General features: G+C 71.8%; 23 protein-coding genes. 7 read left to right on the plus strand and 16 right to left on the minus strand.

What is annotated here, in order from left to right:
• Positions 1-2: 2 nt before the first annotated feature.
• Entirely contained in the window at positions 3-1,424 is a 1,422-nt protein-coding gene (locus tag ACIBVN_RS28090; protein WP_397141277.1) for a class I adenylate-forming enzyme family protein, read from the minus strand.
• Between the two features lie 168 nt (positions 1,425-1,592).
• Between ACIBVN_RS28090 and ACIBVN_RS28095 the strand changes: the two genes are divergently transcribed.
• Genes ACIBVN_RS28095 through ACIBVN_RS28105 form a run of 3 tightly spaced genes read left to right on the plus strand, consistent with a single transcriptional unit; the run spans position 1,593 to position 5,162 of the window.
• Positions 1,593-1,826 (plus strand): acyl carrier protein, encoded by a 234-nt coding sequence (locus ACIBVN_RS28095; protein WP_397141357.1) that lies wholly within the window; start codon positions 1,593-1,595, stop codon positions 1,824-1,826.
• Entirely contained in the window at positions 1,819-3,084 is a 1,266-nt protein-coding gene (locus ACIBVN_RS28100) for a hypothetical protein (RefSeq protein WP_397141279.1), read from the plus strand. Before ACIBVN_RS28095 ends, ACIBVN_RS28100 begins: the two co-directional genes overlap by 8 nt.
• Positions 3,081-5,162, plus strand: a complete 2,082-nt coding sequence (locus tag ACIBVN_RS28105) for a N,N-dimethylformamidase beta subunit family domain-containing protein (RefSeq protein WP_397141281.1) — start codon at positions 3,081-3,083, stop codon at positions 5,160-5,162. Before ACIBVN_RS28100 ends, ACIBVN_RS28105 begins: the two co-directional genes overlap by 4 nt.
• Before the next feature lie 44 nt (positions 5,163-5,206).
• Here ACIBVN_RS28105 and ACIBVN_RS28110 read toward each other — a convergent pair whose 3' ends face one another.
• The 4 genes from ACIBVN_RS28110 to ACIBVN_RS28125 are packed head-to-tail and all read right to left on the minus strand — an operon-like array spanning position 5,207 to position 9,618.
• The gene (locus ACIBVN_RS28110) at positions 5,207-7,024 is read right to left on the minus strand and encodes an NAD-dependent epimerase/dehydratase family protein (protein WP_397141283.1); all 1,818 of its coding nucleotides are present in this window, start codon (positions 7,022-7,024) and stop codon (positions 5,207-5,209) included.
• On the minus strand, positions 7,009-7,941 hold the full coding sequence (locus ACIBVN_RS28115; protein WP_397141285.1) for a methionyl-tRNA formyltransferase: 933 nt from the start codon (positions 7,939-7,941) through the stop codon (positions 7,009-7,011). Before ACIBVN_RS28115 ends, ACIBVN_RS28110 begins: the two co-directional genes overlap by 16 nt.
• A complete protein-coding gene (locus tag ACIBVN_RS28120; RefSeq protein ID WP_397141287.1) occupies positions 7,938-8,627 on the minus strand; it encodes a PIG-L deacetylase family protein in 690 nt (229 codons plus the stop codon). Before ACIBVN_RS28120 ends, ACIBVN_RS28115 begins: the two co-directional genes overlap by 4 nt.
• Positions 8,614-9,618 carry an NAD-dependent epimerase/dehydratase family protein gene (locus ACIBVN_RS28125; protein WP_397141289.1) on the minus strand — a complete coding sequence of 335 codons (1,005 nt, stop codon included), beginning with the start codon at positions 9,616-9,618 and terminating at the stop codon, positions 8,614-8,616. Before ACIBVN_RS28125 ends, ACIBVN_RS28120 begins: the two co-directional genes overlap by 14 nt.
• Positions 9,619-9,803: 185 nt before the next feature.
• Here ACIBVN_RS28125 and ACIBVN_RS28130 point away from each other — a divergent pair, with 185 nt between their 5' ends.
• Positions 9,804-10,955, plus strand: coding sequence for an amidohydrolase family protein (locus ACIBVN_RS28130; RefSeq protein WP_397141291.1), 1,152 nt, complete (start codon positions 9,804-9,806; stop codon positions 10,953-10,955).
• Positions 10,956-11,032: 77 nt separating this feature from the next.
• The gene (locus ACIBVN_RS28135; protein WP_397141293.1) at positions 11,033-13,825 is read left to right on the plus strand and encodes a glycoside hydrolase family 2 TIM barrel-domain containing protein; all 2,793 of its coding nucleotides are present in this window, start codon (positions 11,033-11,035) and stop codon (positions 13,823-13,825) included.
• Positions 13,826-13,904: 79 nt separating this feature from the next.
• Here ACIBVN_RS28135 and tuf read toward each other — a convergent pair whose 3' ends face one another.
• Together tuf and ACIBVN_RS28145 are read right to left on the minus strand one after the other, a co-directional pair.
• Complete coding sequence (gene tuf / locus ACIBVN_RS28140; protein WP_397141295.1) at positions 13,905-15,164, minus strand: elongation factor Tu; 1,260 nt, start codon at positions 15,162-15,164, stop codon at positions 13,905-13,907.
• Positions 15,165-15,381: 217 nt separating this feature from the next.
• Positions 15,382-15,804 carry a DUF6223 family protein gene (locus tag ACIBVN_RS28145; RefSeq protein WP_397141297.1) on the minus strand — a complete coding sequence of 141 codons (423 nt, stop codon included), beginning with the start codon at positions 15,802-15,804 and terminating at the stop codon, positions 15,382-15,384.
• A 217-nt stretch (positions 15,805-16,021) separates the two neighbouring features.
• Between ACIBVN_RS28145 and ACIBVN_RS28150 the strand changes: the two genes are divergently transcribed.
• Positions 16,022-17,149 (plus strand): sensor histidine kinase, encoded by a 1,128-nt coding sequence (locus ACIBVN_RS28150; RefSeq protein ID WP_397141299.1) that lies wholly within the window; start codon positions 16,022-16,024, stop codon positions 17,147-17,149.
• Positions 17,146-17,808: a response regulator gene (locus tag ACIBVN_RS28155; protein ID WP_397141301.1), complete on the plus strand. Its 663-nt coding sequence runs from the start codon at positions 17,146-17,148 to the stop codon at positions 17,806-17,808. Before ACIBVN_RS28150 ends, ACIBVN_RS28155 begins: the two co-directional genes overlap by 4 nt.
• Positions 17,809-17,989: 181 nt before the next feature.
• Here ACIBVN_RS28155 and ACIBVN_RS28160 read toward each other — a convergent pair whose 3' ends face one another.
• The 9 genes from ACIBVN_RS28160 to ACIBVN_RS28200 all read right to left on the minus strand — a co-directional run bounded on the left by ACIBVN_RS28160 (position 17,990) and on the right by ACIBVN_RS28200 (position 25,174).
• Positions 17,990-18,595, minus strand: coding sequence for a DNA-binding response regulator (locus tag ACIBVN_RS28160; protein ID WP_397141303.1), 606 nt, complete (start codon positions 18,593-18,595; stop codon positions 17,990-17,992).
• The gene (locus tag ACIBVN_RS28165) at positions 18,592-19,728 is read right to left on the minus strand and encodes a sensor histidine kinase (RefSeq protein ID WP_397141305.1); all 1,137 of its coding nucleotides are present in this window, start codon (positions 19,726-19,728) and stop codon (positions 18,592-18,594) included. The genes ACIBVN_RS28160 and ACIBVN_RS28165 overlap by 4 nt, the downstream gene beginning before the upstream one ends.
• Positions 19,725-20,738, minus strand: coding sequence for a hypothetical protein (locus ACIBVN_RS28170; protein ID WP_397141307.1), 1,014 nt, complete (start codon positions 20,736-20,738; stop codon positions 19,725-19,727). Before ACIBVN_RS28170 ends, ACIBVN_RS28165 begins: the two co-directional genes overlap by 4 nt.
• 100 nt (positions 20,739-20,838) lie before the next feature.
• A complete protein-coding gene (locus tag ACIBVN_RS28175) occupies positions 20,839-21,102 on the minus strand; it encodes a dihydrofolate reductase family protein (protein WP_397141309.1) in 264 nt (87 codons plus the stop codon).
• 77 nt (positions 21,103-21,179) lie between these two features.
• Positions 21,180-21,686 (minus strand): SRPBCC domain-containing protein, encoded by a 507-nt coding sequence (locus tag ACIBVN_RS28180; RefSeq protein ID WP_397141311.1) that lies wholly within the window; start codon positions 21,684-21,686, stop codon positions 21,180-21,182.
• Positions 21,687-21,900: 214 nt separating this feature from the next.
• Positions 21,901-22,599: an IclR family transcriptional regulator gene (locus ACIBVN_RS28185; RefSeq protein ID WP_397141313.1), complete on the minus strand. Its 699-nt coding sequence runs from the start codon at positions 22,597-22,599 to the stop codon at positions 21,901-21,903.
• Positions 22,596-23,861 (minus strand): cytochrome P450, encoded by a 1,266-nt coding sequence (locus ACIBVN_RS28190; RefSeq protein WP_397141359.1) that lies wholly within the window; start codon positions 23,859-23,861, stop codon positions 22,596-22,598. The genes ACIBVN_RS28185 and ACIBVN_RS28190 overlap by 4 nt, the downstream gene beginning before the upstream one ends.
• Positions 23,862-23,891: 30 nt before the next feature.
• Positions 23,892-24,656 (minus strand): alpha/beta fold hydrolase, encoded by a 765-nt coding sequence (locus tag ACIBVN_RS28195; RefSeq protein ID WP_397141315.1) that lies wholly within the window; start codon positions 24,654-24,656, stop codon positions 23,892-23,894.
• A complete protein-coding gene (locus ACIBVN_RS28200) occupies positions 24,602-25,174 on the minus strand; it encodes an ATP-binding protein (protein ID WP_397141317.1) in 573 nt (190 codons plus the stop codon). Before ACIBVN_RS28200 ends, ACIBVN_RS28195 begins: the two co-directional genes overlap by 55 nt.
• Between the last annotated feature and the right edge of the window lie 216 nt (positions 25,175-25,390).

The raw sequence follows: 25,390 nt of genomic DNA on the forward strand, positions 1-25,390 counted from the left end.
CTTCACTCCTCTGCCATACGCCGCAGTTCCCGCTTGATGACCTTGCCCGCGGCGTTCCTGGGCAGGGCGTCCAGGTTGAGCAGCACCGAGGGCAGCTCGTGCCCGGCCAGCCGGGGGCTCAGGAAGGCCCGCACGTCGCTGAGTGCCAGCGGCTCCCTGGCCACCACGGCGGCGGCCACCGCCATGCCCATCACCGGGTGCGGCACCCCGAACACCGACGCGTCCGCCACGGCCGGGTGCTCGTGCAGCGCCGACTCCACCTGCAGCGTCGAGACCTTGAACGCGCCCGACTTGATCACGTCGCTCTCCCGGTCGACGAGATACAGGTAGCCCTCGTCGTCGAGGTGGCCGAGGTCGCCCATGCGTACCCAGCCGTCCTGGAAGGCGTCGTCCCGGTCGGAGCCGTAGTAGGCGCGGGGGTGTGCGGCGGCCCGCAGCCACACCTCGCCGGTCTGCCCGGGCTCGACCGGGTTGCCCTCGGCGTCGGCGATCCTGAGCCGGGAGCCGCCGGCCGCGCGGCCGAGCGAGCCGGGGCGTTCGGCGTCGTAGATCATGATGGTCTGCGCCGGGGCGGCCTCGGTGGAGGTGTAGTAGTTCGCGACGGTCGCGTTCGGGAACGCCGCGGTCAGCTCGGCGGCCACCTTCGGGGGCAGCGCGGCGGCTGCCGAGCCGAGCAGCAGCACGCTGGACAGGTCGTGGCGGTCCTGCACGCGTGCGCCGAGCAGCTCGACGGCCATCGCGGGGACGACGAAGACCGTGCCGGCCGCGTGCTCCTCGATCAGGGCGGCGAAGCGGGCCGGGGTGAAGAGCGGGAGCGTGACCACCGTGGGGGCGGCGGTGAGCGCGTGGAGCAGCATCACCTGGCCGGCGTTCGTGCCGATGGGGAAGGCGTGCACCAGATGCCGGGAATGCGCGAACGGGCGGCGCTTGGGGTGCACGGGCGGGGAGGTCAGGTTCGCGTGGGTGGCGGTGACGCCCTTGGGGCGGCCGGTCGTGCCTGAGGTGTAGAGGATCTGGGCGAGCGACAGCGGGTCGATCTCCGGCAGGACCTCTGTGCCGGACTTTTGCGATAAGTCCTCGTACGGGATGCCCTGGGGGAGCGTCGTGCCGCGGCCGTGCACCACCGTCGTCGCGCCGCAGTTCTCGATCATGTACGCCAGCTCGGGCGGGGCGAGCCGGTCCGAGAGCGGCACCGCCACGCCGCCCGCCTTCAGCACGGCCATCCAGCTCACCGCGTAGTCCAGCCAGTCGCGCGCGCCGAACACCAGCGCGACCCGTTCGCCCCCGAGCGGGCCGGGGAGCGCGCGGGCGACGGCGGTGGAGCGCTCGTCCCACTCGGCCAGGGTCAGGCTGCCCTGACCGGCGACGATCAGCGCTTCGTGGCCGGGGTCGGTGGCGGCTCGGGACGTCAGGAGATCGGGCACTGGAAGGGCCGACTGAACCACCCCCAGAATTTTTTTCGTCGTGCCGCTTGACGCTAGAAAAAATGCACAAATGCGTCAACCCCTTACCTACAGGCGCTTGCCGACATCTGGCACCGCGTGACACACTCGCCCCGGATTCCCCGACGAGGGAGGGTTCACCAGGTGCTGATGGATGGGGAGCTCCACGAGCGGCTCGCCCGTATGATCGCCAAGGCCGCCGACGGAGCGGTCGATCCGGCCGAGGTGCTGGCCGGGCAGGCCCGGCTGAGCGATCTCGGCGTCACCTCGCTGGCTTATCTGCGACTGATCGACGCGGTGGAGGCCGAGTTCGGGGTGGAGCTCGATCCGGCCGCCGTCGACAGCCTGGACGCGCTGGTGGACTACGTACGACTCCATGGGTGAAGCCCGCGATGTGCCGCTGACGGCGCCGTTGACGTGGGGGCAGCAGGACATCTGGCGGGCGGTCGTCGCGGCTGCGCCGCAGGAGCGCTACCTCAACATCGCCCGCTCCTTCGCCGCGCCCAAGCGCCGCCCCATCACCGTGGAGCGCGCCGCGCAGGCCCTCGAGCGGCTGGTCGCCAGGCACGAGTCGCTGCGCACCCGGCTCTCCGGTCCCCGTGAAGCGCCGCTCCAGCAAGTCTGGCCGGTGACCTGTCCTCCCTACGAGGTGGTCCCAGCGGCGATCTCTGGGTCCGCCGAGGAGGTGTGCGAGCGGCTGGCGGCCGAGCCGTTCGCGTACTGGGAGGAGTGGCCGCTGCGGGTGGCGTTCGTGGTGGCCGGGGGATATGTCCGGCACATCGTCTTGGTCCTGTGCCATCTCGCCGCCGACGGCCACGCGGCCGACCTCGTGGTCAAGGACTTCCGCCTGCTCCTGCTCCGCGACTCGCTGCCGCCCGCGGACAGCGCCACGCCCCGGGAGCTGGCCGCGTGGCAGCGCTCGGACGCCGGCCGGCGCGTGTCGGAGGAGACGATCTCGTCCTGGCTGGACGAGCACGCCCGCATGGACCCCGTGCCGCCGTCCTCGCACGTGCCGGGGGAGCCGCGGTTCCTGGAGGCCACGCTGCGCTCGCCGGCGCTGGCCACCGCCGCGCAGGCGGTTGCCGCCCGCAACCGGGTCAGCTCCTCGACCGTGCTGCTGGCCGGGGCGATGCGGCTGGCGGGCGGGCTCACCGGGCAGCGGTTCTGCGGGATGCGCGTGATCGTCAACAACCGCTTCGCGGCCGGGCGGCGCGACGTGGTCGCCACGATCTCGCAGGAGGCGCTGGTGGTGCTGGACCTCGGCACGGCCTCCTTCGACGCGCTGGTTCGCCAGGCGTGGGGGACGGCGCTGCGGGCGTACCGGCAGGCCCAGTACGACCCGTACGCGATGGAGGAGGCGGTGGCCGGCGTGGGCCCCGGGATCAGGTCGTTCGGCTGCTTCAACGACCAGCGGCTCGTGCAGGAGGACGGCGCTTCGCCCGGAGCGGCGGAGGACAAGACGGAGGTGGCCTGGACGGACGCCATGGACCGCAACATCTGCGACTTCCGCCTGCACGTCGGTGGCGAGCCGGGCCGCATGGAGGTCTCCTGCTACGCGGACACCGCGCTGCTGCCCCCGTCCGGCATCGAGCAGTATCTGCTGGACCTGGAGGGCCTGATCGTGGTGGCGGCCCGAGGATGAGCCTGTACGCCGAGGCGACGTCGTGCGCGCAGGGGGAGGAACTGCGCTTCCGGCTCCTCGAGGGTGGCGGCGGTCCGATCAGGGTGGAGGACGTGCCCTCGGGGCGCGTGATCGTGGAGGACGAGTCGCCAGGCGGGCCTGCCTGGACCCTGAAGGTCGGCGACGACTGGCCCAGCTCCCTCTACCGAGCCATCTACCACGACACTTCCGCATATTTCGTGGTGCGCTCGGTTATGCCCTCTTCGCCCATTCTTGTGTCGATCCCGTTTCCCACCTGGGAGGCGTACAACCGCCCAGGAGTCCCCGGCGAGGGCCTCTACCAGTCGGAGCAGCCGGACCGGGCCGTCAAGGTCACCTTCGACCGCCCGGGCGCGGGCCCGCAGATCGAGGAGTGGGAGCTGGGCCTGCTCCGCTGGCTCGGCCCGGCCGGCTACCCGGTCGACTACTGCTCGGCCCTGGACCTGCACGGGGGCCTGGATTTCCTGACCCGCTACCGCCTGCTCCTGATCAACGGCCACGACGAGTACTGGTCGTGGGAGATGCGGGACACGGTCGAGGAGTTCGCCCGCCGCGGTGGAAATATCGCCATATTCTCCGGCAACACCTGCTGGTGGCAGGTCCGCTTCGAGGACGACCTCCGTACCATGGTCTGCTACCGCGACGCCACCGCCGACCCCATGGCGGCCACCGACCCCGGCAGGGTCACCGTCGAGTGGCCGAGCGACCCCGTCAACCGCCCGGAGAACACCCTCACGGGCCTGTCCTTCAGGAACGGCGCCGGCTGCTGGGTGGACTCCCGCGTCATGTCACAGGAGTCCTACACCGCCAGGTTCGCCGGCCACTGGGTGTTCGAGGGCACGGGGCTGGCGGACGGTGACACGTTCGGCAGGGGTGCGATCGGCTACGAGACGGACGCCGCCGACCTCGAGTGGGTGGCCGGCGTGCCCAGGGCGACCGGCCGCGACGGCACCCCGCCGTCGTTCGTCGTCCTCGCCACCGCCGACCTGTCCCACTGGCGCCGCTACGGCAAGGGCGGTGCCGCCACGATGGGCGTCCACCGCCTCGGCGCGGGCACGATCTTCAACGCGGGCACCATCAACTGGGGCAACACCCTCCACGACCCGGTACTGGCCACCATCACCCGCAACGTCCTCGACCGCCTCTCCCACCGCCCCGCCGCACCCACCTGGGACACGATCGGCCCAACACCAACCGCCGCGCACGACGGGGCGCTCGGCGACGCGCCGGATGCGGCGCCCACCTCGGACGCCGTACCCGTTGCGCCGGGCTCCACCGCCCACCGTCCCGCCGACGCGGCGCCCCAGGGTGCAGAGGACGGCGTGTGGGATGCGGGGCGTCAGGGCGCGGCGGACGGTCCCTTCGACGTGGCGCGTAACGGCCCGGCGGGCGGTCCGTTCCATGCACCGCGTCGTTCGGGGGTGGGTGACCCGTCAGCCAGGTCCGGTGTGCGGGCGCTCGTGTGCTGCGAGAACCGCCTGTACGCCGCGTGCTCGGACGGGACGCTCGCGGTCCGCGACGTCTCGGGCCAGAACCTCCCTTGGGAGGCGGTCGGCGAGACCGACGCGATCGCCCTCGCCGCCCCAAGGGAGGCGCACGGCGGCCCGCCCGCGGGCCTGTACGGCGTCGCACCCGACGGCACCATCCGCTACCGCGACCCCACCTCGGCTCCGCAGCCGTGGCAGGACGCCCCCGTCCCGCAGGCGTGGCAGGACGTCAGCCGGGCGCCTGAGGGCACCATCGCACTGGCCGCCGTGGACGAGGGCCTGTTCGCCGTGACGTCGGCCGGCGAGCTGTGGCACCTGCCCATCCGGCGGCTCGACGCGCACGACTGGCGCAGGGTCGGCCCGGCCGCCGGTGTGGTGAGCCTGACCGCGATCAATGGCCGCCTGTTCGCCATCGCCGCGGACCGCATCCTGGTCAGATCGGCCGAGCGGCACGAGTCCGGCTGGAGCGACCTCGGACCCGCCGCAGGCCGCACCGCGCTGGCCGCCACCGCGGGACGCCTCATCGGCGCGGGACACGACGGCCTGCTCCACTGGCGTTCACTCACGGCCTGACCAGGCGGCTCCCTACGAGCGGCTCCCCTCGATCAGGCGGGTCCCTACGAGCGGTCGCTCTCGTAGGCGAGCCACTGCGCACACGTATGCAGCCCATAGTCCAGCGTCACACTCTCCCGCCACCCGAGCTCGACACCAGCCCGCTCCACGTTGACCAGCGCCCCAGGAGGCTCGTCCGAGGTCTCGACGTCCATCGGCCGCACCGCCTTGGACACCGCCTCGGCCAGCTCCACCACGCGGACCCGCTTCCGGTTGGCGACGTTGTAGACGCGCCCCGCGGAGCCCCGTTCCAGCGCGGCCAGCACCGCCCTGGCGACGTCCTGCACATGCACGAGCTGCACCGGACGCCCGCAGACAGGCGCGGGCCGGTTGAGCGACGAGCGCAGCACCAGCTCCGCCACCGGCCCCCGCTGCGGCATGCCGGGCCCGTACGGCTCGCCGAGCCGGAGCACCGCCGCCCCGGCCGCGGCCTCCTCCACCTCGAGCAGCGCCCGCGACAAGGGCGTGGCGGCGGGGCCGACGGGCGTCTCCTCGTCCACCCACTTCCGCTCCGGGTAAACGTGGAACGAACTGAGCAGTACCCCGCCGGCCCCGCCGGCGAAGGCGGCACGCGCCAGCCGTACCTCCTCCTCTGGGTCGGCGTCCGGGGACCAGCCGAGCGCGCACACGTGCACCACCGGCACGCCGGCGTCCGGCCCGGTGTGACGGAACCCTCGGTCGGCGAGCGCGTCGGCGAGGTGATCCCGCACGAACGTGCTCGAACCGCTCACGGCGACCGGCCCGCGATCCACCCGGCGGGGTGAACGATCCGCCAGCCCCGCTCGTGCCACGTCCTGCGGCCCCGCCTGGGCCACGTCATGCAGCCCGGCCTCCAGCCCCGCCCGTGCCACGTCGTGCAGCTCCGCCGACAGCCCGGCCAGCTCCCGCCACCCGAGCTCGTGGCACAGCCCGCCCGGCCCCATCGTGGCCAGCGCCTCGTCCAGCACCCGCGGGTCGCCCCGCTCCCCCCGGTGCACGACCCCCATCGTGTACGCCGTGAGCCACAGCGGCCAGTGCCGCCCGGCGCCCGCCTTCGCCCGCAGCGCGTCGGCGTCGACCCCCAGGCCCGCCAGGTAGTCCTCGCACCGCAGGTCCCGCCACCGCCTCGACCCGGGGACGCGTACGGCGCACTGCGCGACGCCCCGCTTGAAGAACGGGATCACCGGCAGATCGTCCAGCACGGCGCCCTCGCCCTGCCCCGCCAGCGGGTCGTCGGTGAAGAAGCACGGCGCGCGGCGCAGCCCCTGGAAGTCGTTGTCCACCAGGCTGGCCAGGTCCTCGTGCTCGGCCAGGCTCGGCACCGCCACGAACACCGGCACGCCGGCCTGGCGCAGGTACCGCCCCATGAGCACGTCGTCTGGCCAGGTGTCGCCCCGGTCCTTCGCCCACTCCACGTACCCCTCGGCGACCTGCCTGGGCAGCAGCAGCGCCGCCACCGGCGTGTACTCGCCCGCCCCGGCCACCCACCGCGCCCCGGCCAGCGCGCCCTGGCGCACGGCGGCGCCGTTGCGGGAGTTCCAGAACGCGAACAGGGCCAGCGCGGCGTCCGGCATGGCGCGGGCGGCGCGCTCGGCCCGCTCGAAGAACGTGCTGGACAGCACCATGTCGTCGTGCAGCAGGAAATGGTGCGTGGAGTCCTCGGGGATGCTCGACCAGGCCAGCAGCGAGGTGCGGAACGCCGAAGGGCGGCCGGTCGGATCGGGGTCGGTGACGACGTCGAGCACGTCGCCGGCCAGCCGCGCGGCCGCCTCCCTGCGGCGGGGATGCGCCATCACGGCACCGCTCAGCCGCACGCCGCCGACCTCGGTCAACTGCCCAGGCATGCGCCTACCTGGAGCTCGCCCGATTCCATCAGGTCCAAGGCGTCGCGCCGCTCCTCACCCTCCCATTGCACCTCGCGCACCACCAGCAGCCCCGACCCGCAGGCCACCAGCACCCCGCCCACCCCGGTGGACCACACGGGCGCGAGCACGGTCCCCGCGGGTTCCGCCTCGCCGTACTCGAGGAGATCCGCGCTGTGCACGTACAGCCGCCGCCCCGACACGGACGTGAACGCCCCGGGATAGGGCGCGGCCAGCGCGCGCACCCAGTCGTAGAGGTCGGAGGCGGGCCGGGACCAGTCGATCACGCCGTCCTCGGGCCGCCGCTTCTCCCACCACGACCCGCCCGGCCCCTGCGGGCGGGCGACCACGCGGCCCTCGAGCAGCAGCGGGATGTACGTGGCCAGCAGGTCCACGTTGATCTCCGTGACCTTGCGGTACACCGCGCTGACGTCGTCGCGCCGGCTGATCGCGAACTCCCGCTGCGCGATGAGGTCGCCCGTGTCGGCCCCCTCGTCCAGGAAGAACAGGCTGACCGCGCTCGTCTCCAGCCGCTTGATGATCGTCCACGGCAGCGCGGCCCGGCCCCGCCCCTCGGGCAGGCGGGTGGGATGCAGCCCGATCGACCCCAGCGGGCACGCCGACAGCAGGGGCTCGCGCACGAGCTGCGACCACCCCGCGATCACGAACAGGTCCATGCCCTTGACCAGCTCGTACGCCTGCCCGTCGTTGATGTCGGCCGTCTCCAGCAGCGGGATGCCGTGCTTGTCGGACGCCTCCCGCAGCGGCGCGAACCCGGAGCGGTGCTGCAGCTTCGGCGGGTAGCCGATCAGCAGCGACGGGGGAGTGCCCTGCGCCACCAGCACGTCCACCGCCGGCGCGGCGAACTCCATCCCCGTGGCGAACGCGTACGTCTTCACAGGACCTCCCTCAACACCCCGAACGCCTCCGCATGAGTGACACCGATCTCCGCCCCGCGCAACGTGGCCAGCGCCGTCACCGACTCCTCGCTCCTGATGTGCGGCGAGGGGCGGTGCTGGCTCTTGTACGCCCGCAGCGCCTGCAGCTTCCTGTCCATGTAGGCGGAGATGTCGCAGTACGCGGTCGAGCGGGGCATCGGCTCGGACGCCCACTGGATCTTCGACATCTCGTACATGAGGACGTTCGGCACCAGCCACTTGCCGAACTGCTGCGCGATCGGCCGGGCGGCGGCGAACCCGGCGTCGAAGACCGCGACGTGGTCCTGGTCGTAGTCGGCGAAGCTGGGCAGCAGCAGCAGGTCGGGCCGCCGCTCGTTCAGCGCCTGCTCGAACAGGTCGACCAGCTCCCTGCGCGGCAGCGTGTCGAGCCGCTCGGTCAGCCCGCGGTCCCCGTACGCGATCTCGAAGGTGAAGCCGAGCAGACTCCGCACGGCCTCGATCTCCGCCAGCCGTTGCAGGTAGGTCGTGGAGCTGTCCAGCCCGTAGTGGCGCATGCCGTCCACCGCGAGATACAAGACGTGCACCTCGGCCCCGGCCTCTGCCTGCGCCGCCATGAGGCCCGCACAGCCCAGGACCTCGTCATCGGCATGGGGGGAGATCACCAGGACGCGGTCAAAGCGGCGCATTCACTGCCCTTCGGTCCTCTCGGGCACGGTAGTAGTCGGCGGTGCTCAGGATCAGCTCATCGAGCGTGACGCGCGGCTGCCAGCCCAGGTCGGTGGCCGTCCTGAGCGCAGGGATCTTGTGGAACGACTCCGCCTCGGCGTAGTGGGGGCCGTGCACGCTCCTGCCGTCCACGCTGACGATGGGGGAGGGGCTGCCGAGCAGCGACTTCACGCGCTCGGCCAGCTCCATGACCGTGACGGCGTTGGCCGGGTTGCCGACGTTGATGATGACGTCGTCGCCGTCCAGCGCCGTGTCCATGTAGCCGAGGAGGAACGCCGTCAGGTCGCTCGCCGCGACGAACGCCCTGACCTGCTCGCCGCCCGCGAACACCGTGATCGGCCGCCCGGCGAGGGCCTGCTGCACGAACGTCGGCATCACGAACCCGCCCGCCCGCGACTGCCGCGCGCCCGCCACGTTGAACGGCCGGATGACGATCCCGCGCAACCCGTGCCGGCGGCTGTTGCAGACCATCGCCTCGGCCAGCGTCTTGGCGACGGCGTACTCGATGCGCGTGTTGTACTGGGTCGGCACGACGATGTCGTCCTTCTCGTCCAGCACGCCGCTGCGCCCGTACACCTCGGCCGAGCTGAACATGCACAGCGGCACCCCGGCGCCCGCGCACGCCTCGATGACCGGAGCGGTGCTGCCGATGATGTCGTGTCCTAATCGTCCCGAGCGCGACAGGATGCTCGCCGGTCCGACGTAGGAGGCGGCATGGATGACGCGGTCCACGCCCGCGAAGTCGCCGCCGGTCGCCAGATGGTCCTCCACGCGCTCCCGGATGACCGTGCAGCGGGGGTCCGCGTCGTAGTCCTCGCCGTCCACGACCGCGCCGGCGTTCGAGTCGATGATCCGTACGCGGTGGCCCGCCGCGAGGTAGGCGTCCACCAGATGAGAGCCGATGAAACCGAGACCGCCAGTGATGACTACTTCGCCACCTGGTGCTCGCACGGACCCGCCTTTCCCGCTCGAGGAAAACGGTCACACAGGGCCATGTAGGCCCCATAGTCACTTAGCCACGGATTAAAACAGTTTTCGTGGTTCTTGTCACGCATGGCCACAATTTTCACCAGGGTGCGTGAACCTGCGCCCTCGGGGGTAGCACGCGGGTACGTTGACCTTGGGAGACATCGCCGATGTCCATTGAGCTCGACCTCCTGCCCAGCGGCTTCGTGCGGGCCATCGAGGAGATGGCGCTGGTGGACCACCATGTGCACGGCGCCTCGTCCCACGACCTGTCGCGCAAGGCGTTCGAGGAGATGATCACCGAGTCGGACCGTCCGGTGCCCTCGTGGATGACCCAGTTCGACTCCCAGCTCGGCTACGCCATCCTGCGCCACTGCGCGCCGGTGCTCGGGCTCGACCCGCACTGCACGCCGGAGGAGTACCTGGCCAGGCGCGCGCGGCTCGGCGCCGACGAGACCAACCGGCTGCTGCTGGCCGCCAGCGGCATCGGGCACTTCCTCGTCGAGACCGGCTACCGCGGCGACGAGCTGCTCGGCCCGTCCGGCATGGCGGAGGCCAGCGGCATGCCCGCCGACGAGGTGGTGCGGCTGGAGAGCGTGGCCGAGCAGGTGGCCGCCGGCGGGTGCGAGGCGGGCGCGTTCGCCGACCGGTTCGCGGAGGCGCTCTGGGAGCGCACGCGCACGGCGCGCGGGCTCAAGAGCGTCGCCGCCTACCGGTACGGGCTCGACTTCGATCCCGCGCCGCCCTCGCACGAGGAGGTCACGGAGGCCGCCGGGCGCTGGCTGTCGGCGGGCGGCGGGCGGCTGTCGGACCCCGTGCTGCTGCGGCACCTCATCTGGACGGGGCTGGAGCGCGGGCTGCCGCTGCAGTTCCACATCGGGTACGGCGATCCGGACGTGGACCTGCGCCGGTCGGACCCCCTGCTGCTGCGCGGGCTGATCGAGCTGGCCGAGCCGACCGGGGTGCCGCTGCTGTTGCTGCACTGCTATCCGTACCAGCGGCACGCGGGGTTCCTGGCGCACGCGTACCCGAACGTGTTCTTCGACGTGGGCCTCGGGGTGAGCTATACGGGGGCGCGCAGCGTGGCGGTGGTGGCGGAGAGCCTGGAGGTGGCGCCGTTCGCGAAGATCCTCTTCTCGTCCGACGCCTTCGGGCCCGCCGAGCTGCACCACCTCGGGGCGCTGCTGTGGCGGCGGGCGATGGCGCGGGTGCTCGGCGGGTTCGTGGCCGAGGGGGAGTGGTCGGTGGATCAGGCCATGCGGGTGGCCTTCATGGTGGGCGCCGGCAACGCCCGCCGGGTCTACGACCTCGCCGGCGGGTGAGTGCGGACGGTGTTCCCTCAAGCGGACAGAGAACTCATCGATGACGAAACCATCTCGAACCTCTAGGCTCGGCCACGATGGATCTCGAAACTTTCACCCCCGGTTCGGGCCTGCTCGAACCCAGGGCCGCACTCCGCTCCGACGCGCCCGCTCTCGACCTCAACGGGACCTGGCGTTTCCGCCTCTCACCCACCGCGAACATCCCCGATGACTTCGCCCAACCCTCCTTCGACGACTCGGACTGGGACTCGCTCCCGGTCCCGTCTCATTGGAACCTGCACGGCCATGGCGCGCCCGCGTACACGAACGTCGCCTTCCCCATCCCCATCGACCCGCCCCGTGTCCCGGACGAGAACCCGACCGGCGACTACCGCCGCGAGTTCGACCTGCCTGAGGGCTGGACGGGCGGGCGGCTGCGGTTCGAGGGCGCCGACTCCTTCGCCAGGGTCTGGCTCAACGGCCACGAGCTGGGCTTCTGGACCGGCAGCAGGCTGCCCGCCGAGTTCGACGCGGGGCCGTACCTCCGTCCTGGGCGCAATGTGCTCGCTGTCCGCGTGCACCAGTGGTCGGCCGCGACCTATCTGGAAGACCAGGACATGTGGTGGCTGCCCGGCATCTTCCGGGACGTCACGCTCACCCGCTCCACCGCCGACGTCTTCGTGCACACCTCGTACGCCGATGGCCGCGGCACGCTCAGCTTCGAGGGCGCCGGGACGCTGAGCGTCCCCGAGCTCGGCGTCGCCGATCTCGCGCCCGGGGTCGAGGCGCAGGTGGAGGTGGAGCCGTGGACGGCCGAGACGCCCCGCCTGTACGACGCCGTCGTGACGTTCCCCGAGGAGACGGTACGGCTGCGCATCGGCTTCCGGACGATCTCCATCGTCGACGGGGTGCTCCTCGCCAACGGCCGCCCGCTGCTGTTCAAGGGCGTGAACCGGCACGAGTTCCACCCGTCGCACGGCCGCGCGGTCCCGTACGAGACGATGCGCGAGGACGTGCTGCTGATGAAGCGGCACAACGTCAACGCCGTCAGGACCAGCCACTACCCGCCCCATCCCGACTTCCTCGACCTGTGCGACGAGCTGGGCCTGTGGGTGATCGACGAGTGTGACCTCGAGACCCACGGCTTCGGCGAGGTCGGCTGGCGCGGCAACCCCACCGACGACCCGCGCTACGCCGACGCGCTGCTCGACCGCATGCGCCGCATGGTCGAACGCGACAAGAACCACCCCAGCGTCATCATGTGGTCGCTCGGCAACGAGGCCGGCGTCGGCCGCAACCTGGCCGTCATGGCCGATTGGACGCGTTCGCGCGACTCCTCCCGGCCGATCCACTACGAAGGGGACCGGTCGTGCGCGCACACGGACGTGTATTCGCGCATGTACGCCTCGCACGCCGAGGTCGAGGCCATCGGCCGGCGCGAGGAGGCCCCTCTCGACGACCCGGCGCTGGACGCGCGCCGGCGGGCGATGCCGTTCATGCAGTGCGAGTACGCCCACGCCATGGGGAACGGACCGGGCGGGCTGGCCGAGTACCAGGAGCTGTTCGAGCGGTATCCGCGGCTGGCCGGGGGCTTCATCTGGGAGTGGATCGACCACGGCCTGGCGCACCCCTCCTACGAATACGCCTACGGTGGTGACTACGGCGAGCCCGTGCACGACTCGAACTTCGTGATCGACGGGCTCGTGTTCCCCGACCGCGCGCCGTCGCCCGGGCTGATCGACCTGAAGAAGGTGTTCGAGCCGGTCCGCTTCGAGTTCGCGGACGGCGTGGTGCGGGTCGCCAACGGCCACGGCTTCGTGGACCTGTCGCACCTGGAGTTCGTCGCCACCGTGGAGGCGGACGGGGAGCAGGTGGCCGAGCACCGGCTGGCGGTGCCCGCCGAGGGGGGCGAGGTCAAGCTGCCCCCGTCGCCGGACGGGGACGGGGAGCTCTGGCTGACCGTGCGCGCCGTGCTGGCGGCCGACCAGCCGTGGGCCGTGGCCGGGCACGAGGTCGCGTGGGGCCAGACCCGCCTCACGCCGTCCCCGTCGGCAGGGGAACCTGCCGCCGCGGGCGACGTTCCGTCGCGAGCCGTCGTGGACGGCCAGGAGCGTCACGTCCTCGGCGGTGCGGCGTTCGACGTGGCCACCGGCCGTCTCGTGCGGCTGTTCGGGGTGGAGGTCGAAGGGCCGCGGCTCGATCTGTGGCGGGTGCCGACCGACAACGACGCCCACGCCGGGCTGGGCGACACGTGGCGCAGGCTCGGCCTGCACCGCCTCACCCACCGCGTCGACGCGATCGAGGCCGGCGACGGCCTGACGGTACGCACCCGGGTGGCGCCCGCCGCGACCGACCTGGGCATGCGGGCCACGTACACCTGGACGGCGGCGGACGGCGGCGTGGAGCTGACCGTGGACATCGAGCCCGAGGGCGACTGGGCCGATCCCATCCCGCGCATCGGCCTGAACATGACGCTGCCCGCCGGGGCGGTCGAGCACGTCACCTGGTTCGGCAGAGGGCCGGGCGAGGCGTACCCGGACACCGGGATGTCCGCCCGCGTCGGCCGCTGGCGGGCGAGCATCGACGAGCTCCAGACCCCGTACGTGTTCCCGCAGGAGAACGGCCACCGGGCAGACGTGCGATGGGCCGACTTCGGCGCCTTCAAGGTGCGCGGGTTCCCGGTGTTCGGCCTGACGGCGCGCCCATGGAGCGCCGACGAGCTGGACCGGGCCCGCCATCGGCCCGACCTGGTGCCTGGCGACCGCCTGCACATCGGCCTGGACCTGGCCCAGCAGGGCATCGGCACCGCCACCTGCGGTCCGGGCGCGCTTCCCGCGTACGACCTCAGGGCCGGGCGGGTGACGTTCAGGCTCAGGTTCGAGCCCAGCTGATCGATCATGCGCGGCATCCCCCTGGGGGTGCCGCGCGTTCTGGCCGGGTCCCGCGCTCTGGCGGGACCCGGCCGCGCGGTCAGCCGGTCACGGTGAGCACCGTGCCCGCGCCGACCGTCAGCCCGCCCTCGCGGATCGCGAAGCCGAGCCCGGGCTCCAGCGCCACCGCCTTGCCCAGCTCGACCACCACGTCCACGGTGTCACCCGGCTGAGCGGTCACCACTGGACCGCCCGGAACAGCCGGACCTCCCGGAACGGCGCTGCCGACCGGAACGGCGGTACCGGCTGGGACGGCGGCCCCGGGCTCGGTGGGCAGCACCGTCATCTCGCCGGGCACATCCGTCGTCCGCAGGTAGAACTGCGGCCGATACCCGGACGCGATAGGCTTGCGCCGCCCGCCCTCCTCCGCGGTCAGCAGGTAGACGCGGGCGGTGAAGGACCGGTGGGCCCGCTGGCTGCCGGGCGCCGCCAGCACCATGCCCCGCCGTACCTGCTCGCGCCGGACCCCGCGCAGCAGCACCGCCGCGTTGTCACCGGCCTCGCCCCGCTCCATCGTCTTGCCGAACGTCTCCACGCCCGTCACGACGGCGCTGAGCCCGTCCCCGAACCCGATCGCCTCCACCGTGTCACCGACCCGGACCGTGCCGCGCTCGATGGCCCCGGTGACGACCGTGCCCCGGCCGGTGACCGTGAGCACGTTCTCGACCGGCATGAGGAACGGCGCGTCCACGTACCGCACCGGCACGGGGATGTGCTCGTCCACCGCCTGGAGCAGCGCCTCGATCGACGCCGTCCAGACCGGGTCGCCCTCCAGCGCCCGCAGCCCGGACACCCGCACCATCGGGACGCCGGTGTAGCCGTGCTCGGCCAGCAGGTCCTGCAGCTCCAGCTCGACCAGGTCGGTCAGCTCCGGGTCCGCCCCGTCGGCCTTGTTGACGGCCACGACCAGGTGCTCGACCCCGACCCGCTTGGCCAGCAGCACGTGCTCCCTGGTCTGCGGCATGATCCCGTCGTGCGCGGACACGACGAGGATCGCGCCGTCCAGCTGCGCCGCCCCCGTGATCATGTTCTTCACGTAGTCGGCGTGGCCGGGCATGTCCACGTGGGCGTAGTGCCTGGTGGCGGTCTCGTACTCGACGTGGGAGATGTTGATCGTGATCCCGCGCTGCGCCTCCTCGGGCGTGCGGTCGATCCTCTCGAACGGCGTGTACGTGGCCTGCCCCCGCTCGGCCAGCACCTTCGTGATGGCGGCGGTCAGCGTGGTCTTGCCGTGATCGACGTGCCCCATCGTGCCGATGTTGAGGTGGGGCTTGTTCCGTACGTAGGCCTGCTTGGCCATGATCCCTTCCTGAGATACCTGGAAATTTCGTGACCCGTCCGGGCCGACAACCTCCCCCCGCCGGGTCACCTCAGGACGTACGGGAAGAGGTCAGCGCTCCAGGCCGTCGCAGACACGCTCAAGCACACCCGGCACCGCGGGCGTCGCAAGAAGAGCGTGCAGGAACATGCTGAACATAGTGCGGCCATCAGCAAGAGACCGCAACAGAATATTCCCGTCAGCCGGCGCGCCGGGAGCGGGCCAGAGCCAGCCCGCCGAGAGCCATGGCGATGAGCCCCACCGCCAGGGCCATGAAGCCGCCGACTATTCCGTAGCCGGTGCCGGGACCACCCTCGGCGGCGGCCACAACCAGACCGCCGATGACCAGGCCGGCCAGCCCCGCCGCCAGTGCCACGATGGCCCCGCGCCGTCCGTTGCCGGTGCCGATACGACCGGCGGAGCGGGCCAGAGCCAGCCCGCCGACGACCACGCCGATCAACCCCAGCAGCGCGGCCACCAAGGACCAGAGGCGCCCGGCGGTCATGGTGTAGGCACTGACGGGATCCGGCTGGACCAGGACGTGCGCGGCTGCCGGTGTGGCAAGCGCGAAACCTCCGAGCAGGGCGGCCCCGGCCACGGCAAGCACAAATCGGACTGACATGAGGTGCTCCTTCTCCTCCGACGACTGGACGTCGCCTGATCATGTCCGCCGGACCCGCCGCCGGTCGTCCATCGCAGGCGGGCCGTTCGCGCTGCCGCCGATGCCGTAGCCGGCTGCCGCGGACGCCGTAGGAGCCGCGAAGCTACCGCGGGTGCGGTAGCGGCCGATCATCCGTGCGCAGGAGTCGTCCGCGCGCACATGCGGCTATGGTGCGCGCATGGGTACAGGACGGTCCGGTGTCCGGGCAGGTGTCATGGATTGGGCGATCGCCGTAGGCGTGGCGGCGACGCTTCTGGTCACCGGGCTGTCCGGGCAGCACTCCGCCACGAATCTCGAGCTGCTCGGCTACGCGCTGCTGACGGTCAGCGGCCTGGGGCTGGCCGCGCGCCGCCGGGCTCCGGTTCCCGTCCTGGCCGTCACCGGGTTGTGCGCGGTGGGTTACCAGGCGGCCGGTTTCGACGTGCCTGCCGTCGCGTACCTGTTCGCGATGTACGCCGCCGTACGGGCGGGACACCGCGCCATCACAGTGGCGGCGAGCGTGGCCATGCTGGCCGCTCTCCCCGTGGCGGCCCTGGCCTCGGGCCTGCACGACACGGGCGAGGCGTTCGCGCAGGCCCGAGGCGCCCTCGAGATCGCCTGGCTGATCGCGGCCGGCGCCGCGGGCGAAGCGCTGCGGCAGGCCGAGCGGCGGGCGGAGGAGGCCGAGCGCACCCGCGAGGAGACCGCGCGGCGCCGCGCCGACGAGGAGCGGCTGCACATCGCGCGGGAGCTGCACGATTCCCTCACCCACCAGATCTCCGTCATCAAGGTGCAGGCGGAAGTCGCCGTCCACGTGGCCCGCAAGCGGGGTGAACAGGTGCCGGAAGCCCTGCTGGCGATCCAGAAGGCCGGACGCGAGGCGGCCAGGGAGCTGCGCGCGACCCTGGAGGCACTGCGCGACGACGACACGACCCCGCCGCGTGGGCTCGACCACATCCCGGAACTGGTGGAACAGGCCCGTACCATCGGCCTGGACGCGACACTGACGATCGAAGGGCAACGACACGCCGTGCCGGCCGCGGTGAGCAGGACCGTCTACCGGATCGTTCAGGAGTCGCTCACCAACATCGCCCGGCATGCCGCCGCCAGCACGGCGTCGGTCCGGATCGACTGCCGCCCGGACGCCCTCGCGATACGCGTCGATGACGACGGCAAGGCCACACCGGACACCGCCCCAGTGCCCGGCGTCGGGCTGCTCGGGATGCGTGAACGAGTCACCGCCCTCGGCGGTCGCCTGCGCGCGGAGCCGCGCAGCGAGGGAGGCTTCACCGTCCAGGCCGAACTCCCCGTGGACCGGACGGCATGATCCGTGTCCTGCTGGTCGACGACCAGCCGCTCATCCGCAGCGGATTCCGCGCGCTCCTCGACCTCGAGGACGACATCGAGGTGGTGGCCGAGGCCGACGACGGGATGCAAGGCCTGGCTCTGGCCAAGGAACACCTGCCCGACGTCGCCCTCATCGATATCCAGATGCCGGTCGTCGACGGTATCGAGGCGACCCGGCGCATCGCCGCGGACCCCGCCCTGGCCGGCGTGCACGTCGTCATCCTGACCAATTACGGCTTGGACGAATACGTCTTCAACGCGCTGCGCGCCGGCGCAGCCGGATTCCTCGTCAAAGACATCGTGCCGGAAGACTTCCTCCACGCCGTACGCGTCGCCGCGCGCGGCGACGCCCTGCTCGCACCGTCGATCACCCGCAAGCTCATCAACAGGTACGTCACCCAGCCGCTCACCACCGGCACCGACACGGGGCTGAAAGAACTGACCGACCGCGAACGCGAGGCGGTCGCCCTGGTCGCGCAGGGCCTGTCCAACGACCAGATCGCCGGCCGCATGGTGATCACCCCGCTGACCGCGAAAACCCACATCAACCGAGCCATGGCCAAACTCCACGCCCGCGACCGCGCCCAGCTCGTGGTCTTCGCCTACGAATCCGGCCTGGTGGTCCCGCGCAGCTCATGATCGCGTCAGGGGGGCGGGACGGGCGGTCAAGAGGTGAGCCAGAGCGCTTGAGCGGCCTCAGCTGACCGAGCGAACCACATGGCCATGCAGACGGCCTGTTCCCGCGCCCTGCCGGCCACCGTGCTCCCTCATCGGCGACCGGGACTGAGCTCTGCGCGCCGCTTGCCTGAACGGGAAGGGGTCAGAGCCAGCCGGCGTCGCGGGAGATGCGGATGGCGTCGATGCGGTTGCGCGCCCCGACCTTGCTGATCGCGTTGGACAGGTAGTTGCGCACAGTGGCCTGCGACAGCGACAGCTGGGTGGCGATCTGCGCCGTGCGCACGCCGGTCGCGGCCACGCGCAGCACCTCGGTCTCCCTGGCGGTGAGCGGGCTGCTGCCGGTCTCGATCGCGGCGGCGACCAGGTCGGGGTCGATGACCCGCTCGCCGCGTGCGATGCGGCGGATGCCGTCGACAAGGGTCTGCGCGGGGGCGTCCTTGACGATGAACCCCCGCACGTGCACCTTCAACGCCCGCAGCAGGTTGCCCGGCTGGCTGAGCCCGGTGAGCACGAGCGTGCGGCAGCCGGGCAGCCGCTCGGCCAGCTGCCCGGCGGCGGACAGCCCGTCCAGGCCCGGCATGTCGATGTCCAGCACCGCGACGTCGGGCCGCACCCGTAGCGCGGCGGCCAGCACCTGGTCGCCGCGCTCGACCTCGGCGACGACCTCCAGGTCGTCCTCCAGCGACAGCAGCGCGACCAGCGCGGACCGGATCATGTGCATGTCCTCGGCGATCAGCACGCGGATCACGCGACCTCCTCGGGAACCTCGACGGACAACCGGAACCGGCCGTTGTGCACGGCGGTGGCCGACGTGCCGGACACGGCGCGGGCCCGCTCGGCCACCCCCGACAGTCCAGCGCCGGGGCCGCCGACCTCCTGTACCCCGTCGTTGACGATCTCCAGCCGTACCGTCCCCTGCCGACGGGACAGGGTGATGGCGCACGTCCGGGCCTGGCTGTGGCGCAGCAGGTTGGTGGTGCCCTCGCGGATCGCCCAGGCCAGGGCGTTCTGGGCGGGGCCGGGCAGCGGCGGCAGCTCGGCCACGTCGAGCTCGGTGTCCACACCGGCGGCGCCGAGCAGGGCCGCGGCCCCGTCGATCTCGGCACGCAGCGACACGGCGTGCTCGTCGCGGGCGATCGCGCGTACGTCCCGCAGGGCGTCGCGCGCCACCCCGGTCAGGCTCTCGACCTCGGCGCGCGCGGCGGCGACGTCCTTGGCCAGCAGCCGCAGCGCCAGGTCGCCCTTGAGCGAGATCGCCGACAGGCTCTGCCCCAGCAGGTCGTGCAGGTCGCGCGAGACCCTGACGCGCTCCTCGCCGACCGCCGCGGCGGCCAGCTCGGCGCGGGCGGCGTCGAGTTCGTTCAGCAGCCGGACCAGCTGGGCCCCGGCGACCAGGGCCCCCGCGTACAGCAGGGTGCCGATCAGGGCGTACGCGCCCAGGAGGAGAGCCTCCGGGACGGTCTCGGTCCCGTGCAGCAGGGTCACCACCTCCTTCACCGGGTCGTGCAGGGCCTGCGCCGCGGCCGCCGCCACCATCGGCCGGCCGCGCAGCAGCATCACGATCGAGGCCAGGGCGAAGATGGTGAAGCCCTGCCAGTTGGAACCGAGCCACCACAGGGGCACGTTCGCGATCAGCAGGAGGAGCGCCAGGCTCCAGGGCCATCCCGCCGGCCGTGCCCCGCGGGCGGCGGCCATGCTGTGCCGGAGCTGGATCCCGAAGGCGAGGGCGGCGGCCAGCGCCGCGAAGACCGGGTCGCCGGGCGGGCCGTCCGAGCCGAGGACGGTGTACACCGGCACCTGCGCGGCCAGCGGGACGTGCAGCGCGATCAGCGGCCAGTGCGGATGCCGCAGCACCCAGGGCGGCGGAACCGGCGCGGTCATGCCCCCACCTCGATCGTCTCGGTCGTGTCGTCGGCACGAACCTCCAGCAGCAACCGGCCGTCCACCGCAGTCGCCGCGATCGTGCACGTGCGCACTCCTTCGGCGCGCAGCAGGCGGGTGACCGCCGCGCGCAGGGCCGCCCGCGGTCGCTGCGCGATCGTCTCGGGGAGGCCCGACCCGGGCAACTGCAGGCAAGTCTCGATGCCCGCCGCGGACAGCAGGGTGGCGGCGGTCTCGAGCTCGGCGCGCAGCGTCGGCCTCTGGTAGCCGCGCACCCGCCGCCTGGCGTCGGCCAGCGTGCGCCGAGAGTCGTCGGCGACCCCTCCCAGCTCTTCCGCCAGGCTGTCGGGCTCACCTCGCGCCAGCTTCGCCGCCGCCCGCTCGCCGCGCGCCGCGATGGACTCCAGCGCGCCGCCGAGCGTGCGGCGCAGGTCGTCGTCGATCCGGCGCCGCTCCTGCGCGACCGCCTGCTGGGCGAGCGCCTCCCTGGCCGTCTGCAACCGGGTCAGCGCCGCGGCCAGCCAGACCAGCAGCAGCACCGCCCCGCTGCCGCCCAGTACGGTGAACGTCAGCCACGGCGTGATCGTCCACGGCAGTCCCAGCAGGCCGCTCACCGGCGCCGCCACGGCCACCAGCACGACATAGAGGAGAAACGACCACGGAGCGGGCAGCACCAGCACGGCCGACACCGCCAGGGCGGCGTACGACCGCGGCCACATGTTCCCGGCCAGGGGCGTGACGCCGAGGACGACGACGGCCAGCGCTCCCAGGGTCCAGCGGCCGCCCCGCGGGCGGACCGCGTGCGCGGCGTACCAGACGTGGCGCAGATGCAGCGGCAGATACACGGCGGTCGCGGCCAGGCTCCACAGTCCGGTGCGCAGGCCGTTGCCGAGATAGCTGGCGGCCAGGGCGACCTGCAGCACCGGCAGCAGCCCTCCGCACACGACCGCGCCGACCGGCGCGAGCCGGACGACGCGCTCGGATCTCCACAATCCCGCTACTCCGCGCACTGCCCCTCCCCATGGTCCGGCTGACCAGGGTAGGTGCCGCGGCCGGATGACAGCACCGGCCGGCGCCAGGGGGAGGGTCATGAGGTCGCCGCCGACCGGCTCAACGGACTCGGTCGTAGACCAGAGACAGCGTGCCGTGCTCGCCCGCGGCGTGGCTTGCAAGGACCCACTGCCCGGTGGGCAGGCCGTCGTCGAACAGGCGCGGCCCGCCGCCGAGGAAGACCGGGAAGACGGTGAGCGCCAGCCGGTCGACCTGGCCGGCTGCCGGCAGCGCCTTGATGACACTGGCGCTGGCCAGCACGAGGATGTCGCCGCCCTCGGTCGCCTTGAGGTCGGCGGCCACCTCGGCCGCCGGCCTGTTCACGATCGTCGTCCGCTCCCACGGCGCCTGGTCGAGCGCGGTCGTATGCGGAGGGCTGCTGCCGGTGCCGGCTGGTCGCCTCAGCCCGCCGCCCCCTCGCCGATCACCTTGGCGAGGTTGTCCAGTTCGTTGGTCCGGCCGGCCACGAGCCGCTGGGTCCACACCTCGTCATGCATCTCGTCCACGGTCATCGTGACCCGGACGCCCTGCTCGCCTGGCTGGATCTCGACCATGGTGAGGAACTCGTACGGCTCCACGCCGGGGATGAAGTCGGCGAGCGAGCTGTACGAGAGCCTGCCCGGCTCGTCCACCTCGACGAAAGTCTTGCGCGACTCGGTGCTCAGCGGCATTCCGGCCGCCTTCATGAACTCGATCTGCTCCGGCGCCGTCGCGGTCATCGTGTGGACGAGCGCGCCGCCGGGCCGCAGCTCCAGCTCACCGACCTCGGTGGTGAAGCCGTCGGGCGACCACCAGGACTCGATGCCGGCGGCCGTGGTCCAGAGCTCCCAGATCCGCTCGGGGGTGGAGGAGTAGATGCGCTCGATCCGTACAGTGTTCACAACCCGTCCGGTGAAAAGCGTGGTCATTTATGCTCCTTGTGGGCTTGAGCCTTGTGTGAGCACAACCTTGGGCCCAGATCTCACCGGTCAACAGATGCAAATGTCACCGACCGCGTCGTGAATATCGTGCGACTGGGGACTCAACACCCTGCTGAGTGCGGGCACGGTGCGTACGCACGACCACCGTGCACACGATCAGCTCAAGCGTCCCGACCAAGGACCGCTTGGCTGATCAGAGACGCTAGAGGAGGCGTGCGATCTCGGTTGCGGCGCCGAGTACGAGCGGGGCGATCTCGTTCTCATCCCGCCCCCCGATGGTCACCACGCCCACGCTGGCGTCGGCCGGGCGCCCTGCCGTTCTGATCGGGGCGGCGACGCCCCATGCCCCGGGCTGCAGCTCGCCTGCCGTGACCGAGTAACCGGCGACGCGGGCCTCGGTGATCGCCGTCCGCTCCCCGGGGTGGTGCGGGCGACCGGCCAGGATGGCGATCCCTGAGGCGCCGCGGTCGGCCGGGTGCCGGGTGCCGGCGCGATAGCTGACGTGGATCTGTGAGACGCGCGGCTCCGCCACGGTGAGCACGACCGCCTGGCTCTCGTCGATGTCGAGCACCGTGATGAAAGCGGTGGCGTTGCAGGCGTCGGCCAGCAGCTGGAGCGCGGAGGCGGCCGCGCTGCGGAGCCTGTGCTGCACGGCGGCGTTGAGCTCGACGATGCCGAGGCCGAGGGTGTAGCGGGTGCCGATCCGTGCGACCAGCCGATGGTTGCCGAGCGCGGCCAGGTGGCGGGAGACGGCGTTGCGATGGATCCCGGCCAGCTGCGCGAGCTCGGTGATCGTCAGCCCGTCCGGGTGCTGCCTGAGGATCTCCAGGAGCCGCAGGCCGGTGTCGATCGTCTTCGAGCCCGTCGCGGAGGCGGCCGGGCTTTGCTGATCAGAGGTCATTCGACACCCAGGCGAGGTACGGGGGTGTAGCGCAGGGGCAGGTGCTTGACGCCGCCGATGAAGTTCGACACCAGCCGGACCGGTGGGCCGTCGAGCTGGACGTCCGGCAGCCGCCAGAGCAGTTCCCGGTAGAACACGCGCAGTTGCATCCGGGCGAAACGGGAGCCGAGGCACACGTGCGGTCCGTCCCCGAACGAGACGTGGTCATTGGGCCGGCGCGCGATGTCGAAACGCGCCGGGTCGGGGAAGCGCCGCTCGTCGAAGTTGGCGGCGCCGTGAAAGACGACGACCTTGTCGCCTGCCGCGATGCGCCGCCCGGCCAGCACGATGTCGTGTACGGCGGTGCGGCGGAAGCTGAGGACGGGGGGATGCCAGCGCAGCATCTCCTCGACGGCGGAGTCGAGCAGGTCCGGGTGGCCGAGCAGCCGGCGATGCTGGTCGGGATGGTCGAGCAGGGCGAGCATCCCGCCGGGCAGGGCTGAACGCACGGTGTCGTTGCCCGCGACGACCAGGAGAAAGAAGAACATCGACAGTTCGGCGTCGGTGAGGCGCTGCCCGTCCACCTCGGCCGTGGCGAGCGCGGTCATGATGTCGTCCGCCGGATTCCGGCGCTTGTGGGCGGCGAGCGAGTGGGCGTACTCGAACATGTCGGTGAGCATGGCCGGTGATCGCGGGTTGACCGGCTTGCCGTCCGGGCCGCGTACGACGGTCGCGTGGTCGGGATCCTGGTAGCCGATCACGCGGTTGGTCCACTCGAGGATCTGGCCGCGATCGGCGGTCGGGATGCCGAGGAGATCCGCGAGGTTGTGGATCGGGTAGTCGTCGGTCACGTCCACCGGCAGGTCGCACTCGCCTCGCTCGGCGATCTCGTCGATGAGCAGCCGTGCCCGTGCCTCGATGCCGGCGGTGAAGCGCTCGACGCGCCTGGCGGTGAACACGCCGGAGACGATCCTCCGGAGCCGGCCGTGGTCCGGCGGATCGAGGTTGAGCATCGTGCGCCGGATGAACGCCAGGTCGGCGGGGTCCGGGTCGCGGATCTGGGTGGCGCCCAGCCAGGAGCTGAACTCGGTCGGCGTGCGCAGTACGCGTACGACATCCGCGTGGCGGGTCACGGCCCAGAACCCGGGCCCGGCCGGCCACTCGCCGACCGCGTGCTCCTCCTGCCAGTGCACGGGGTCGTGGTCGCGCAGCCGGCGGTAGGTCTCGTGCGGGATGCCCTGTGCGTAGATACGCGGGTCGAACACGTTGGCCGTCGTACTCATGTCGATCACGGGCAGCCCTTCAGGAGATCGTCAGGTGGTCAGGAAGCGTTCGATGGCGGACACCAGGGCCAATGGTGTCTCATCCATCGCGTAGTGGCCGGCGTCTGCGAAGGTCAGCAGCTCGGCGTTCGGGTACCACTGCAGCCACGTGGCCCGCATGACATCGGCGGAGAGCGCGGGGTCGTGCTCGCCGGCGATGAGGAGCACGGGGGTGGTGGCGCCGGCCACCTCGGTGTGGAAGTCCGTACGGGCCCAGGCGTCCAGGTACGCCCGGTAGGCGGTCACCGTGGAGTTCCGCAGCGAGGTGTCCACCATCTCATCGAGCCATGCGCCAGGAAGCCGGTTGCCGGTGGTGAGATCGATGATCGCGCGACGGTTGGCGGGCCCCTCGGCGGAGCCGGAGAACAGCGCCCAGCCCTCCTCGTCGAACGGCACGCCGGAGGCCGGCACCGGAGAGATGCCGACGAGCTTGCGGACCCGGCCCGGCGCGTCCAGCATCACGCGCTGCATGGCCGTTCCGCCCATCGAGTGACCGACCAGGGAGAAGGTCTCCCATCCCAGCTTGTCGGCGAGCGCTGTCACGTCGGCGGCGATCTCAGCCAGGGTGTACTCGCCGGTGAGGTCGCGCGCCTCGCCGTACCCCCGATAGTCGGGGAAGGCGTAGGTGAAGGCGTCGCCGTTCAGGTAGGGCTGGATCTTCCTGAAGGAGCCGCGGTCTCCGAACCAGCCGTGCAACGCGATTACGCAGTGCGGCCCGGAGCCGCGGACGTCGTGGGGGAGGACGACTGGGGACATGGCGAATTCTCCTTCGTGTTCGTGGCACCGGATGCGGAGTGGCCGGCGAAGGCCGTGGCAGGAAGCGTCTCGCCCGCGTACCGCACGCCGTCGAGGCACTCCATGCTGAACCAGACGTACTTGCCGTTTTCGTGCTGGACAGCGCCCCATCGGTCGGCCTGCGCATCCACCAGGAACAGTCCGCGCCCGCTTTCGGCGAGGAAGTCGGGATCTCGCCGCGTGGGCAGGGTCGGATCGTGGTCGCAGACCGCCAGCCAGATCGTGGCGGACCCCACCCGCACGTTGATCCTTATGTCGGAGCATCCGTCGGCGGGCGGAGCCGCGTGCTGGACCGCGTTCGTGACCAGCTCGCTGGTCAGCTCGGCGATCGTCGCCTCGTCGGCGGGGGAGAGGGACAGGTCCCACGAGGCGAGCATCGCCGACACCCAGTGGCGGGCGATGGATGACGCGATCGGCGAGCAGGGCAGATCGCACCAGCGGGAGAGCAGCCGGCTCGGGAGGTCGGTGACGACATTCACAGCTCGTTCCCTCCGATCGGCGGTAAGAAGGCCGGGGCGCGTCCGATCTCGGGGCTCAGGCGATGAATCGCGAACACGGCGTGGACTCTCCCAGATGCCCAAATATTGGGCGTGATGGTCAAAAAGTGGGCGTGCAGCGAGCAAAGCATCGATCGCTGTAAGGCCGTTGTCAACGCGAATGGCGGAAAAAGTGGATCTTTTGTTGTGGCGGCGGTA

Source organism: Nonomuraea sp. NPDC049400 (genome assembly GCF_044466425.1).
In the GTDB taxonomy this organism is placed as follows: Bacteria; Actinomycetota; Actinomycetes; order Streptosporangiales; family Streptosporangiaceae; genus Nonomuraea.

Bases quoted from the DNA above. Each gene is read 5' to 3' on its own strand.
- ACIBVN_RS28120 (WP_397141287.1), bottom strand. From the start codon at position 8,627: ATGCGCCGCTTTGACCGCGTCCTGGTGATCTCCCCCCATGCCGATGAC.
- ACIBVN_RS28190 (WP_397141359.1), bottom strand. From the start codon at position 23,861: ATGAGTACGACGGCCAACGTGTTCGACCCGCGTATCTACGCACAGGGC.
- ACIBVN_RS28185 (WP_397141313.1), bottom strand. From the start codon at position 22,599: ATGACCTCTGATCAGCAAAGCCCGGCCGCCTCCGCGACGGGCTCGAAG.
- tuf (WP_397141295.1), bottom strand. From the start codon at position 15,164: ATGGCCAAGCAGGCCTACGTACGGAACAAGCCCCACCTCAACATCGGC.
- ACIBVN_RS28145 (WP_397141297.1), bottom strand. From the start codon at position 15,804: ATGTCAGTCCGATTTGTGCTTGCCGTGGCCGGGGCCGCCCTGCTCGGA.
- ACIBVN_RS28180 (WP_397141311.1), bottom strand. From the start codon at position 21,686: ATGACCACGCTTTTCACCGGACGGGTTGTGAACACTGTACGGATCGAG.
- ACIBVN_RS28135 (WP_397141293.1), top strand. From the start codon at position 11,033: ATGGATCTCGAAACTTTCACCCCCGGTTCGGGCCTGCTCGAACCCAGG.
- ACIBVN_RS28130 (WP_397141291.1), top strand. From the start codon at position 9,804: ATGTCCATTGAGCTCGACCTCCTGCCCAGCGGCTTCGTGCGGGCCATC.
- ACIBVN_RS28110 (WP_397141283.1), bottom strand. From the start codon at position 7,024: ATGCCTGGGCAGTTGACCGAGGTCGGCGGCGTGCGGCTGAGCGGTGCC.
- ACIBVN_RS28095 (WP_397141357.1), top strand. From the start codon at position 1,593: ATGGATGGGGAGCTCCACGAGCGGCTCGCCCGTATGATCGCCAAGGCC.
- ACIBVN_RS28100 (WP_397141279.1), top strand. From the start codon at position 1,819: ATGGGTGAAGCCCGCGATGTGCCGCTGACGGCGCCGTTGACGTGGGGG.
- ACIBVN_RS28165 (WP_397141305.1), bottom strand. From the start codon at position 19,728: ATGACCGCGCCGGTTCCGCCGCCCTGGGTGCTGCGGCATCCGCACTGG.
- ACIBVN_RS28105 (WP_397141281.1), top strand. From the start codon at position 3,081: ATGAGCCTGTACGCCGAGGCGACGTCGTGCGCGCAGGGGGAGGAACTG.
- ACIBVN_RS28150 (WP_397141299.1), top strand. From the start codon at position 16,022: ATGGGTACAGGACGGTCCGGTGTCCGGGCAGGTGTCATGGATTGGGCG.
- ACIBVN_RS28155 (WP_397141301.1), top strand. From the start codon at position 17,146: ATGATCCGTGTCCTGCTGGTCGACGACCAGCCGCTCATCCGCAGCGGA.
- ACIBVN_RS28195 (WP_397141315.1), bottom strand. From the start codon at position 24,656: ATGTCCCCAGTCGTCCTCCCCCACGACGTCCGCGGCTCCGGGCCGCAC.